Raw genomic sequence first — 12,276 nt, forward strand, 5'->3', positions numbered from 1 at the left:
ACACCAGCCCTTCTCACCGATTGGACCTCCCGATGGACTCCACCGCCGCTACCACCCAGGCCGTCGTCGCGCCACGCACGTGGCGCAAGGCCGGCTTCCGGATCATCCCGCTGGTCGGCCTGGCCTACGTGGCGAGCTACATCGACCGCGCCAACGTCGGCTACATCGCCGCGCCCATGTCCCGGGACCTGCACCTGACGAGCGGCCAGATCGGCCTCGCCGCGGGTCTGTTCTTCATCGGCTACATCCTCGTGGAAGTGCCGAGCAACATGATGCTCAGGCGGTTCGGCGCGCGGAAGTGGATCGCCCGCATCATGATCACCTGGGGTCTGGTCACGGCGGCGACCGCGGCGGTGAACTCGGCGGCGACGTTGTTCCTCGCGCGGTTGCTGCTCGGGCTCGCCGAAGCCGGCCTGGCCGCCGGGATCCTGCTCTACCTGACGTTGTGGTTCCCGCGCCGCCATCGCTCCTGGGCGTTGTCCGCCTTCTTCCTGATGACCCCGGTGTCCTCGGTCATCGGCTCCCCGCTGGCCGCCGCGCTGCTGGAGTGGGGTCAGAACCTGTTCGGCATCGCGGGCTGGCGGTCGCTGTTCCTCGTCGAGGGCGTCCTGACGATCGTGGTCAGCATCCTGATTTTCGCCTTCCTGCCGGACCGCCCGGGGAAAGCGCGCTGGCTCGACGACCGGGAGAAGGCCGCCATCGAGGCCACGCTGGCCGCCGAAGCCGACGAGCACCGCGCCCGCGGGGCGCTCACCGGGCTGCGCCAGGCGCTGACCAGCGGCCGGGTCTGGCTGATGGCCGTGACGTGGTTCGCGATCGCGTTCGGCCTGTACCCGCTGCAGTTCTTCCTGCCCACGATGATCCGGTCCATCACGCACAGCATCGGCAAGTCCGGTGACGTCAGCAGTGTGCTGCTGTCCGCCATCCCGTACGCGGTGGCCGTGCTCGCCCTGCTTCTCTGGGCCCGCTTCGCCGCCCGCCGCACGGCGGTCACCGCGACGGCCGTCCCGATGACCGTCGGGGTGGCCGGGCTGCTGCTGGCCACCTTCACCAGCAGCGGCACCCTGTTCGTGGTCGCGGTCTGCGTGAGCGTCGCCGGGATCATGACCGCGATGCCGCAGTTCTGGCGGATCCCGGCGATCGGCCTGACCGGCGCGGCGGCCGCGTCCGGGATCGCGCTGATCAACTCGGTCAGCAACGTCAGCGGGTTCGTCGGCCCCTACTTCACCGGGGCCATCGCGTCCGCGACCGGCAGCTTCACCTGGGCGTTGCTGGCCATCGCGATCATCATGACGGCCGGGCTGGCCGTCCTGCTCAGCGTGGGCCGCCGGATGGAACGGCTGGACGGGAGCCTGTCGTGAGCACCGCACTGATCATCGGCGACATCCAGCGGGGCATCACCGACGGCTACCCGTTCGCCAGGCAGGTCGTGCCCCCGCTGACCGAACTGCTCCCCCGCGCCCGCGCGGCCGGTGTCCTCGTGGTGTTCGTCCACTTCGGATTCCGCGCCAACGGGGCGGACGTGCCGCCGGACAACGCGATGTTCCGGACGTTCTTCGAGGCCGGGGACGCCTTCCACGAGGGTTCGGACGGCACGCAGATCGCGCTGCCGGTGTCCGGCGAGGACGTGGTCGTGCTCAAACGCCGCGCCAGCGCCTTCGCCGGCACCGACCTCGACCTCGTGCTGCGCGCCCGCGGTGTCCGCACGCTCGCGGTCGCCGGGGTCGCCACGAGCGCGATGGTGGCCGCGACCTGCTACGACGCCGCCGACCGGGGCTACGGGGTGACCGTGCTGCGGGACGGGTGCGCCGACGGGGACCCGGCGATGCACGACTTCTTCATGGACGCCGTCTTCCCCAGCCGGGGATTCGGCGTGGTGCCCTGCGCGGGCTGGACCCCGGGACGGGACGCGTGAACGCCGCATTGCTGCACCGGCTCCGGACGGAGCTGGACGATCGCCGCGCGAGGACCGGGTTGCGCCGCGACCTGGTGGTGTCCGGTCCGCAGGGGCCGGTGCTCGGCGTGGACGGCGAGACGCTGGTGAACCTCGCCGCCAACGACTACCTCGGGCTCGCCGGTGACCCCGAGGTCCTCGACGCGGCCCAGCGGGCGGTGCGGGAGCTGGGACTCGGGGTCACCGCGGGACGGGTGCTGTGCGGCACGCGGGAGGTCCACGGCCGGCTCGAGGCCGCCATCGCCGAGCTGGTCGGCACCGAGGACGCCGCGCTCCACGGCTCGTGCTTCGACGCGAACCTGGGCGTGTTCGACGCCCTGCTCGGCCGGGACGACGTCGTCTTCAGCGACGCGCTCAACCACGCCAGCCTGATCGACGGCATCCGGCTGGCACCGGCCCGGCGGCACGTGTTCCCGCACGCCGACCTCGACGAGCTCGAACGCGGCCTCGCCGGGGCCGCGGACGCGCGCCACCGGGTGATCGTCACCGACGGCGTGTTCAGCATGGACGGCGACATCGCCCCGCTGCCCCGGCTGTGTGAACTGGCGGAGCGCTACGACGCGGTGCTCGTGGTCGACGATTCGCACGCCACGGGCGTGCTGGGCGTGACCGGCGCGGGCACCGCCGAGCACTTCGGGCTCGCCGGTCGCGTCGACGTGCTGACCGGGACGCTGGGCAAGGCGCTGGGCGGTGGCGCCGGCGGTTTCGTCGCCGGTTCCCGTGCGGTCGTGGAGACCGTGCGCCAGGTCTCGCGTCCCTACGTCTTCACCAACGCGATGGCTCCGGCGCTGGCCGTCGCGGCGCTGACCGCGATCGGCATCGCGCGGCGGCGTCCCGATCTGCGGGAGCGGCTGGCCGCCAACACCGCGTGGCTGCGCGGGGCGTTGCGCGACCTCGGGTACGAGGTGCTGCCGGGCGAGCACCCGATCATCCCGGTGATGCTGCGGGGCGGTTCGCTGGCCCGTGACGTGTCGGCGGCGCTGCGGCGCGAAGGTGTCCTCGCCTTCGCGCTGGCCCACCCGGTCGTCCCGGCCGGTGCGGAACGGATCCGGGTGCAGGTCTCGGCGGCGCACACGCCGGCCCAGCTCGAACTCGCCGCTGCCGCCTTCGCCCGCGCTCGTGCCGTCCTGGCGGCCGCATGAGCACCGGACCGGGGCTCGGCGCCCCCACCAGCGCCGACAGCAGCGAACTCGCGGGCCGGGTCGCGGTCGTCACCGGCGGCGCGAGCGGCATGGGGCTGGCCACCGCGCACGCCCTCGCCCGCCGCGGGGCGACCGTCGCCGTGTTCGACCTCGCCGCACCCGGCCGCGCCGATCTGGCGGCCACGCTGGAGGTGGCACCCGGCAGGGTCTGTTCGACGGCGGTGGACATCACCGACGCCGACGCGGTCCACGACGCGTTCGACGCGCTGCTGGCCGGCCACTCGCGGCTCGACATCCTCGTCAACGCCGCGGGGATCGCGCCGCCGACCCCGTTCGACGACATCACCGAGAACGAGTGGAACCGGGTGCTCGCGGTGAACGTGCACGGCACGTTCCTGTGCTGCCGGCAAGCGCTGCCCGCGATGCGCGCCGGCCGGTGGGGGCGGATCGTCAACTTCTCCTCCACCGCGGGCAAGACGATCAGCACCGCGGGCGGGGCGCACTACACCACGGCCAAGCACGGGGTCCTCGGCCTGACCCGGCACCTGGCCAAGACCTGCGGACCCGACGGCGTCACCGTGAACGCCGTCTGCCCCGGCCTCATCGACACGCCGATGGCCCGCGCCCTGCTGCCCGACGAGACGCTGGAGCGCGTCACCCGGTCGTTCCCGGTGCCCCGCGTCGGGCAGGCGTGGGAAGTCGCGGAACTCGTGGCGTTCCTCGCCTCCGACCGGGCGGCCTACATCACCGGCGCGGCCGTGGACATCAACGGCGGCGACCTCATCATCTGACGCCGTCCGGCGCGACCGCGCGCGGACGACCCCACCAGAAAGCGAGCACCATGACAGTCCGGACCATCCTCCACCACATCGACGGCCGGGAGACCGCGGGCGCATCGAGCCGCACCGCACCGGTCTGGGACCCCGCGTCGGGCGAGCACCAGGCCGATGTGCTCCTGGCCGAAGCCGCCGACGTCGACGCCGCCGTGCAGGCCGCCCGGGCCGCACTGCCCGGCTGGGCCGACACGTCCGTGATGCGCCGGTCGCGGTTGATGTTCGCCTTCCGCAACCTCGTCGAGAAGCACCTGGACGAGATCGCCCGGCTGGTGTCCGCCGAGCACGGCAAGGTCCTCGACGACGCCAGGGGCGAGGTCGTGCGCGGCCTGGAGGTGATCGACTTCGCCTGCGGGATCCCGCAGCTGCTCAAGGGCGACTACTCCGACCAGGTTTCGACCGGTGTCGACCTCTTCTCGTTCCGCCAGCCGCTCGGCGTGTGCGCGGGAATCTCGCCGTTCAACTTCCCCGCCATGGTTCCGATGTGGATGCACCCGATCGCGATCGCGACCGGCAACACGTTCGTGCTCAAGCCCTCCGAGCGCGACCCGTCGGTGTCGAACTTCGTCGCCGGGCTGTACGCCGACGCCGGCCTGCCCGGCGGTGTGTTCAACGTGGTGCACGGCGACAAGGTCGCGGTCGACGCGATCCTGGACCACCCGGACGTCGCGGCGGTGTCGTTCGTCGGCTCGACCCCGATCGCGAAGTACGTGCACGACCGCGCGAGTTCGAACGGCAAGCGCGTGCAGGCGCTGGGCGGAGCCAAGAACCACGCCGTGGTGCTGCCCGACGCCGACCTCGACCAGGCCGCCGACCACCTGGTCTCGGCCGCGTACGGGTCGGCGGGCCAGCGCTGCATGGCGATCTCGGTCGCCGTCGCGGTCGGTGACGTGGCCGGACCGCTCGTCGATCTGCTGCGGAAGAAGGCAGAGGCGATCAAGGTCGGGCCGGGGCTGGCGGCCGGGTCCGAAATGGGCCCGGTCGTGTCGCGGGAAGCGCTTTCACGGGTCACCGGTGCCATCCGGTCCGGCGTCGACGCGGGCGCCGAGCTGGTGCTGGACGGGCGCGAGATCGACGTCCAGGGCGACGGGTTCTTCGTCGGCCCCACGTTGTTCGACCGTGTCACGCCGGAGATGGACGTCTACCGCGAGGAGATCTTCGGCCCGGTGCTCGTCGTCGTACGCGCCGGCTCGCTGGCGGAGGCCATCGACCTCGTCAACGCCAGCGACTGGGCCAACGGCACGGCGATCTTCACCTCCAGCGGCCAGGCGGCGCGCACCTTCCAGCGTTCGGTACAGGTCGGGATGATCGGGATCAACGTCCCGATCCCGGTGCCGATGGCGTTCTACTCCTTCGGCGGGTGGAAGCAGTCTCTGTTCGGCGCCCACCACATGCACGGGCCCGAGGGGGTGGCCTTCTACACCCGCGCGAAGGCGGTCACCAGCCGCTGGCCGGAGGACGGCGCGCACCAGCGCAGCGACCTGCACTTCCCGACCGCGGTCTGAGCGGACCCCGCAGCTCCCGCCGGCTAGGCCGGCGGGAGCGAGGGGGCCGGCATCTCGATGTGCGCCCTGCTCACGGAGGCGCTCCCGGCGAGGACCTGGATGACGTCGTGCCGCACGCGCTCGCACCGGTTGCGCATCGCCGCCTCGGCGCCGTCCGCGTCGCGTTCCCGCAGCCGCTCGAAGATGGCTTTCAGCTCGCCGGGCGGGCTCGCGGCGCTGGGCGCGATCAGCGCCGCCATCCGCAGGACCCGTTCCAGCTCGTCGACCACGTCGACGATCGCCTTCGCCAGGCGGTTGTTGCCGGCGCTGTTGGCGATGACGGCCTCGAACTCGACCGCGCCCCGCAGCGCCTCCTCCTGTTCCACCTCACCCGCCGCGAGTGCGAAATGGACCTCGGACAGCGCTTCCAGCCGCGCGAGCGCCGGCGCGGGCACACCGCGGCGCGCGGCCTGGGCGGCGGCCTCGCCGGACAGCAGTGTCCGCAAGGCGCAGAGGTCGTCGGTGTCCTGCAGCGTGATCGGGCTGACGACGTACCCCGCGCGCGGCAGTGCCGTCACGAGGCCGTCGCGCCGCAGCCGCGCGAGCGCCTCGCGCACCGGTGTCTTGCTGATGCCCCACTGCTGCGCCAGCGAGGCCTCGGTGAAGCTGCTGCCTGGCGGCAGCGTGAGGTCGATGATCTGGCGCCTGATCGCCCGGTACGCCTGGCCGGTGCGGTCGAGTCCGGCGTCCGCCCGGCCGACCAGCAGCAGGGCGGGGACGTGGGGCGTTCCCGTGATCACGGAATGGATGTCAGGCACTTGCTGAGTGTATCACCAGCGCAAAGCAAGATATTTTCTAGTAGATTCTAATATCTCACGATAGATAGGGTGATCCCATGCTGCGTTCCGCCTCGGAGTCCTGGTCCCTCCCCGCCGCGACGCTTCTCCCCACGATGGGGGCGATGGCCACGCGTGACCGGGCAGCCCGTGCCGCGCGCGACGGGGCAGCGGTCCTCCCGCTCGTGGGCGCCCCGGTCCTGCCGATGCCGGAGCACGTGCGGCAAGCGGTCCGGCGGGCGATGGACCAGCCCGACCCGCGCGACAGCCGCGGCCTGCCCGAGCTCCGCGCCGCGATCGCCGCCGAACTCGCGCGCGAGCACGGCCTGCACGTCGATCCCGAGCGCCGCCTGCTGATCACGCACGGGGCGATGCAGGGCCTGTCCCTCGTGCTGCGCACGGTGCTCGCCCCGGGCGAGGAGGTGATCGTGCCGTCCCCCACCTTCTTCTTCGACGGCCCGATCCGCGAGGCCGGCGCGACCGCCGTGCACGTCCCCGCGCACGAGCGCGACGGCTGGGCGCTCGACCTCGAAGCCCTGGAGGCCGCCGTGACACCCCGCAGCCGGGTTCTGCTCCTGTGCAACCCCAACAACCCGACCGGCTACCTCCCCGATGCCGCGACCGTCGCGGCGGTGGCCGACCTCGCCGCCCGCCACGGGCTCCTCGTCGTCTCCGACGACTCGTGGCAGCACTTCACCTTCGACGGCCGCCGCTACCAGCCGGTCGAGGCGTTCGCCGATCGCTGGCCGCACCTGGTCACCGTCACCAGCCTCAGCAAGTACTACGCGCTCGCGAGCTGGCGGGTCGGCTACGTCCTGGCACCACCGCCGCTCATCGAGGCGATCGAGTGCCGGTTCCAGTGGGAGGCGGTCTGTTGCGGCGCGGTACCGCAGCACGCCGCGATCGCCACCCTCACCGGGCCGCGCGACTGGCTCGACCAGGCGCTGTCCACCTACCAGGCCAAGCGCGACCGCGTGTGCGACGGCATCGCCGCGAGCGGCCTCCCCGAACCCGTGCGGCCCGCGGCGGGCGCGTTCCTCCTCGTCGACTGCGCGAGCCTCGGTGACACCCCGGACGACATCGACCGCGTGCTCCTCCGGCACGGCATCGCGAGCATCCGCGGCGGCGACCTGCACGCCCCCGGCACGCACGTCCGCCTCACGTTCGGCTCGCCGGAACCCGTGCTCGACGAGCTGGTCCACCGCCTCGCCGCGGCGCGCCGCGAAGCCCGCTGACCGCACCGCCTGGAGGTGCGCGGGTCAGGCGCTGGGCTGCCGCGGGCGGTCGTTCTCCGTCCGGGTGACCGCCGCGGTGAGCTCGGCCTGCCGCCGCCGGTAGCCGGCGACGGCGGCGAGCTTGATGTCCTCGTAGCCGCGCACCACGTCGGGCAGTCCGGCGAGCTCGAGCAGCGCCGCCTCGTCCATCCCCGCCGCCAGCGCGCTCGTGATCGCCTCGCGGTACTCGCCGATCAACTGCCGCTCGACACGCCGCACCCCGGCGTAGCCGAAGACGTCCCAGCGGGTGCCCCGCAGTCGTCGCCCCGCGCGCAGCAGCCGCAGCACCGGCCGGGCCCAGCGGCCGAGCGCGATCTTGCGGTCGAGACCGAGCGCGCGCAGCACGGGCGGGTGGAACTGGTGGGCGTAGCGCGCGCCGGCCCCGAACTGGGCCTCGATCTCCGCCTGGAGCGCAGGGTCGAGGGAGAGCCGGGCAACCTCGTACTCGTCCTTGTAGGCCATCAGCTTGTGCAGGCTGCGGGCGACGGCCTGGGTGACGGGACCGTCCCCGGCCCGCGCACGCACCTGCTCGACGAACTCGGCGTAGCCGCGTGCGTAGGCCTCGTCCTGGTAGGCGACGAGGTCGGGCACCCGCACGTCGAGCAACCGCGCCAGCTCACCACCCTCGGTGCGCACCAGTGACCGCACCCGGCGGACCGCGTCGGGGTCTGTGACGGGTCCGGGCGCCGGGCGGGGCGGGGCGAGCTCGGCGGCCAGTGCGTCCGGATCGGCGACGAGCTGACGGCCCCGGCGGAACGCCTGCAGGTTCGCCGGCACGGCGGTGCCGTTGACCTCGATGGCCCGCTCGATCGCGGCGGCGCTCACGTTCAGCGCGCCGGTCTGGCAGGCGGCGCCGAGCTGGAGGATGTTGGCGAACTGGTCGTCGCCGAACAGTGCCTCGGCCGCGGCCCGCGCGTCCAGGTAGTGACCGCGGGCGGTCGCACCGTCCAGGACGGACCGGATGCTCGTCTCGCCGGGGAAGGACACCGCGGGGTCGGCGATCATCCGCCCGGTGGGCACCTCCGATGTGGACACCACGGCGACCGTGCGGTCCGGGTCGGCCACGCCCAGGTGCACCGGATCGGCCGCCACCAGCGGGTCGCAGGCCAGGTACAGGTCGCACTCCCCCGCGGCGAGCTTGGCCGCCTGCTCCACCGGAGCGCGGGTGATCTTGACATCGGAAACCACGGCGCCGCCCTTCTGTGCGAGCCCGGTCTGGTCGAGGGTGCGCACGTGACGCCCGTCGAGCACGGCGGCGGTGGCGAGGATCTGCGCGACGGTCACCACGCCGGTGCCGCCGATGCCGGTGATCCGCACGGCGACATCTCCGGCCGCCACCGGCGGTTCCGGCAGCGCGGTCGCCGAAAGCGGCGGGACCGCCTTGCGCTGCCTGGCTTTCCCGGGCACCACGGTGAGGAAGGACGGGCAGTCGCCCTTCAGGCACGAGTAGTCCACATTGCACGACGCCTGGTGGATGCGGGTCTTGCGGCCGAACTCGGTCTCCACCGGCTGCACGGACAGGCAGTTGGACTTCACCCCGCAGTCACCACAGCCCTCGCAGACCCGTTCGTTGATGAACACCTTGGTGGCCGGGGTCTCCAGCTTGCCGCGCCGCCGCTTGCGCCGCTTCTCGGCGGCGCACTCCTGGTCGTGGATGATCACGGTGACCCCGGGGACCGCGGCCAGCTCCTCCTGCACCCGCAGCAGGTCCTCGCGCGAGCGGACCGCCACGCCGCGCGGGAACCGCAGGCGGCGCAGCCGGCGCGGCTGGTCGGAGGTGACCACCACCTTGGCGGCTCCCTCGGTGAGCAGCAGTGCGGCGAGCTTGTCCACCGGCAGGGCACCGACGGCGTCCTGACCGCCGGTCATCGCCACCGCCGAGTTGTGCAGCAGCTTGTAGGTGACGTTCACGCCCGCCGCGACCGCGGCCCGCACGGCGAGGCTGCCGGAGTGGGTGAAGGTGCCGTCGCCGATGTTCTGCACGAGGTGCCGGGCTTCGACGAACGGGGCCATCCCGATCCACTGGGCACCCTCGCCGCCCATCTGCGTGATGCCGATGACGTCCCCGACCTGACCGGGTTCCATGAACAACGCCATGGTGTGGCAGCCGATCCCGGCGCCCACCAGCGTGCCGTCGGGCACCTTGGTGGAGGAGTTGTGCGGGCAGCCCGAGCAGAAGTAGGGCGTGCGGGCCAGCAGCGGCACCGCGATCCGCTCCCGGCGTCGCCGTCCCCGCCACGCCTGCACCGGCTCGATGTCACCGAGCCGTGCGGCAAGGCCCCTGGCGATGACGTCCGGATCGAGCTCGCCCAGTTCGGTGAACAGCACCCGGCCGTCCGGGCCGGTCTTGCCGTGCACCCGCGGCGCGGCGCTGCGGCCGTAGAGGATCTCCTTGACCGCCGGTTCCACGAGCGCGCGTTTCTCCTCGACCACCACGATCTCGTCGAGCCCGTCGGCGAACTCGGTGACGATCGACGGTTCGACGGGGTGGATCACGCCCAGTTTGAGGATGCGGATGCCGTATCGGGCGAGCGCGGCCTCGTCGAGCCCGAGCGTCCGCAGCGCCTGCCGCAGGTCCAGATAGGACTTTCCGGCGGTGATGATCCCGATCCGGTCGGCCGGCCCGGACCGCACGATCCGGTTGACCCCGCTGACGCGGAGGTACTCCAGCGCGAGCGGCATCCGCACCCGGTGCAGGCTGTGCTCCACGGCGGCCAGCTCCGGGCCGACGAGACGGCTGCTCGGACGGTGGCCGTAAGCACCTTCGGACAGCACCGGCGCGGCCCACGACGGCTCGACCACGGCGGTACCGGCCGCGTCGGCGACATTGGCGACGATCTTCATCGCCGTCCACAGCCCGCTCGCCCGCGACAGCTCCACCGCGTGCCGTCCGTGCTCCAGGATGTCCTGCGAGTCCGCGGGGAAGAACACCGGAATCGCCAGATCGGCCAGCGCGTGCTCCGAGGCGCACGGCACCGTCGACGACTTGGCGTTCGGGTCGTCCCCGACCAGCGCGACGGCACCGCCGCGGGGATGCGTACCGGCCAGATTGGCGTGCCGCAGCGCGTCGGTGGCCCGGTCCAGGCCCGGCGCCTTGCCGTACCACCAGCCGGTCACCCCGTCCGCGCGCAACGAGCCCAGGCCCGCGGCCAGCTGGCTGCCCATCACCGAGGTCGCGGCGAGCTCCTCGTTCAGGCCCGGCCGGTGCACGATCGCGTGCTCGTCCAGCAGCGCCGCGCGCCGCGCCAGCTCGAGGTCGAACCCGGCCAGCGGGGAACCCTCGTAGCCGGACACGAAGGTGGCCGTGTCGCCGCCGCCGCGGCGGTCGTGACGGACGCGGTCGAGCATCACGCGGACCAGGGCCTGCACACCCGTGAGGTAGACCGTTCCCGCTTCGCGCACGTACCGCTCGTCCAGGGTGAAGGTGGTCATCGGCGACCCTTCCTGCGTCACTGCTGCGTCACTGCATCGCCTCGGTGAGACGTGGACCACTTCACCGGCGGCAGCGGGACCGCACAACAATGCCGGGACAACTACCACTGACTCCGCAAAGATCAGCAGCGAACCGGCGGTTTCACTGAGATCTGTTGCGTAGGATCCCGTGCCATGACCGCGGAGCCGCTCGACGCGACCGACCACGAGATCCTGGCCCTGCTGCGCGAGGACGGGCGCCGGACGCTGTCCGACATCGCCGGCCGGGTCACCCTGTCCACCGCCGCGGTGAAACGGCGCATCGACCGTCTGCAGGAGACCGGCGTCATCACCGGCTTCACCGTGCAGCTCGACCACGCCAAGCTCGGCTGGGGCGTCGAGGCGTTCGCGCAGTTGCGGTTCTTCGGCACCACCAACGTCGACGAGATCGTGCAGAGCACCACCCGGATGCCCGAGGCGCAGGCGGTGTTCACCATCGCCGGCGACCCGGACGCCCTGGTCTGGTTGCGGGTGCGCGACCTGCAGCACCTGCAGCGCACGATCGACGAGCTCCGCCGCAGCCACCGCATCACCAGCACGAAGACCCTGATCGTGCTCGACTCCTGGACGCGGGGTCAGCAATGGCCGTCCGCCGCGGCACCCTGACCGTCCGCGGCGTCAGGCGGTGATCAGGTGCTCGATCCGCCGCGCGGCGGCCATCACCTCGGTAGCCGCGAGGCCGGTGTCCAGCCCGTCGATGGCGACCACCCCGATGCTGCGCTCCAGGGTGCCCGCCCGGATCCCGGAGGCGAGACCGACCGCGCCGCGCTCCAGTTGTCCCCGGGTCAGGCTGTAGCCGTCCCGCCGCGCCTGCCGTACCGCCTCCGGCTCACCGGGTTCTTCCGGCCGCGCGGCCAGGATCGCGATCCCGGCCGCCCCGCGGGTCAGGGGGTGCCTGCTGCCGACCCGGTAGCCGACGGTCAGCACGGTGCCTTCGGGTTCGGCGACCATCGCCACCACGCACTCGTTGCCTTCCACCGCCGACAGGTACGCCGTCGCGCTGGTGCGGTTGGCCAGGTCCTGCAGCAACGGCAGCACGTCCTGGTTGAAGTGCGGCTCGAACTTCGCCGCGAGGTTCGCCAGACCGGACGCCAGCCGGACCCGTCCGTCGCCGGTGCGCGCCACGAGGCGGTGGCCTTCGAGGGTGGCCACGATGCGGTAGCAGATGGCCCGGTGCACGTCGAGTTCGCGCGCCAGGTCGGCCACCGAGATCCCCGCGGGTGATTCCGCGACCGCTTCCAACGCCCGCAGACCGCGGTCGAGCGTCTGCAAGGTGCTCATG

10 protein-coding genes are annotated in these 12,276 nt (G+C 72.6%); 7 read left to right on the forward strand and 3 right to left on the reverse strand.

The window, feature by feature from the left end:
* Nucleotides 1-32 precede the first annotated feature (32 nt).
* From FHX45_RS07850 to FHX45_RS07870, 5 genes are read left to right on the forward strand one after another with little or no spacing between them, the layout of a single operon-like run.
* Nucleotides 33-1,361: an MFS transporter gene (locus FHX45_RS07850; RefSeq protein ID WP_167098053.1), complete on the forward strand. Its 1,329-nt coding sequence runs from the start codon at nucleotides 33-35 to the stop codon at nucleotides 1,359-1,361.
* Nucleotides 1,358-1,915 (forward strand): isochorismatase family protein, encoded by a 558-nt coding sequence (locus tag FHX45_RS07855; RefSeq protein ID WP_167098056.1) that lies wholly within the window; start codon nucleotides 1,358-1,360, stop codon nucleotides 1,913-1,915. Before FHX45_RS07850 ends, FHX45_RS07855 begins: the two co-directional genes overlap by 4 nt.
* The gene (locus FHX45_RS07860) at nucleotides 1,912-3,096 is read left to right on the forward strand and encodes a glycine C-acetyltransferase (protein ID WP_167098059.1); all 1,185 of its coding nucleotides are present in this window, start codon (nucleotides 1,912-1,914) and stop codon (nucleotides 3,094-3,096) included. Before FHX45_RS07855 ends, FHX45_RS07860 begins: the two co-directional genes overlap by 4 nt.
* Nucleotides 3,093-3,887 (forward strand): SDR family NAD(P)-dependent oxidoreductase, encoded by a 795-nt coding sequence (locus tag FHX45_RS07865; protein WP_167098062.1) that lies wholly within the window; start codon nucleotides 3,093-3,095, stop codon nucleotides 3,885-3,887. The genes FHX45_RS07860 and FHX45_RS07865 overlap by 4 nt, the downstream gene beginning before the upstream one ends.
* A gap of 50 nt (nucleotides 3,888-3,937) precedes the next feature.
* A complete protein-coding gene (locus FHX45_RS07870; RefSeq protein ID WP_167098065.1) occupies nucleotides 3,938-5,434 on the forward strand; it encodes a CoA-acylating methylmalonate-semialdehyde dehydrogenase in 1,497 nt (498 codons plus the stop codon).
* Nucleotides 5,435-5,457: 23 nt separating this feature from the next.
* Here FHX45_RS07870 and FHX45_RS07875 read toward each other — a convergent pair whose 3' ends face one another.
* Nucleotides 5,458-6,231 (reverse strand): GntR family transcriptional regulator, encoded by a 774-nt coding sequence (locus FHX45_RS07875; protein WP_167098067.1) that lies wholly within the window; start codon nucleotides 6,229-6,231, stop codon nucleotides 5,458-5,460.
* A gap of 143 nt (nucleotides 6,232-6,374) precedes the next feature.
* On the opposite strand from FHX45_RS07875, the gene FHX45_RS07880 reads away from it, so the two are divergent.
* On the forward strand, nucleotides 6,375-7,484 hold the full coding sequence (locus FHX45_RS07880; RefSeq protein ID WP_208405845.1) for a pyridoxal phosphate-dependent aminotransferase: 1,110 nt from the start codon (nucleotides 6,375-6,377) through the stop codon (nucleotides 7,482-7,484).
* A gap of 24 nt (nucleotides 7,485-7,508) precedes the next feature.
* On the opposite strand, the gene FHX45_RS07885 is transcribed toward FHX45_RS07880, so the two are convergent.
* Nucleotides 7,509-10,955, reverse strand: a complete 3,447-nt coding sequence (locus FHX45_RS07885) for an indolepyruvate ferredoxin oxidoreductase family protein (protein ID WP_167098073.1) — start codon at nucleotides 10,953-10,955, stop codon at nucleotides 7,509-7,511.
* A 174-nt stretch (nucleotides 10,956-11,129) separates the two neighbouring features.
* On the opposite strand from FHX45_RS07885, the gene FHX45_RS07890 reads away from it, so the two are divergent.
* Nucleotides 11,130-11,600, forward strand: coding sequence for an Lrp/AsnC family transcriptional regulator (locus FHX45_RS07890; protein WP_167098076.1), 471 nt, complete (start codon nucleotides 11,130-11,132; stop codon nucleotides 11,598-11,600).
* Nucleotides 11,601-11,612: 12 nt separating this feature from the next.
* Here the strand turns inward: FHX45_RS07890 and FHX45_RS07895 are convergent, their stop codons facing one another.
* Complete coding sequence (locus FHX45_RS07895) at nucleotides 11,613-12,275, reverse strand: IclR family transcriptional regulator (protein WP_167098078.1); 663 nt, start codon at nucleotides 12,273-12,275, stop codon at nucleotides 11,613-11,615.
* Nucleotide 12,276 lies beyond the last annotated feature (1 nt).

The organism is Amycolatopsis granulosa (genome assembly GCF_011758745.1).
Taxonomy (GTDB): domain Bacteria; phylum Actinomycetota; class Actinomycetes; order Mycobacteriales; family Pseudonocardiaceae; genus Amycolatopsis_E; species Amycolatopsis_E granulosa.

Bases quoted from the DNA above. Each gene is read 5' to 3' on its own strand.
- FHX45_RS07865 (WP_167098062.1), top strand. From the start codon at position 3,093: ATGAGCACCGGACCGGGGCTCGGCGCCCCCACCAGCGCCGACAGCAGC.
- FHX45_RS07895 (WP_167098078.1), bottom strand. From the start codon at position 12,275: ATGAGCACCTTGCAGACGCTCGACCGCGGTCTGCGGGCGTTGGAAGCG.
- FHX45_RS07890 (WP_167098076.1), top strand. From the start codon at position 11,130: ATGACCGCGGAGCCGCTCGACGCGACCGACCACGAGATCCTGGCCCTG.
- FHX45_RS07850 (WP_167098053.1), top strand. From the start codon at position 33: ATGGACTCCACCGCCGCTACCACCCAGGCCGTCGTCGCGCCACGCACG.
- FHX45_RS07880 (WP_208405845.1), top strand. From the start codon at position 6,375: ATGGCCACGCGTGACCGGGCAGCCCGTGCCGCGCGCGACGGGGCAGCG.
- FHX45_RS07870 (WP_167098065.1), top strand. From the start codon at position 3,938: ATGACAGTCCGGACCATCCTCCACCACATCGACGGCCGGGAGACCGCG.
- FHX45_RS07885 (WP_167098073.1), bottom strand. From the start codon at position 10,955: ATGACCACCTTCACCCTGGACGAGCGGTACGTGCGCGAAGCGGGAACG.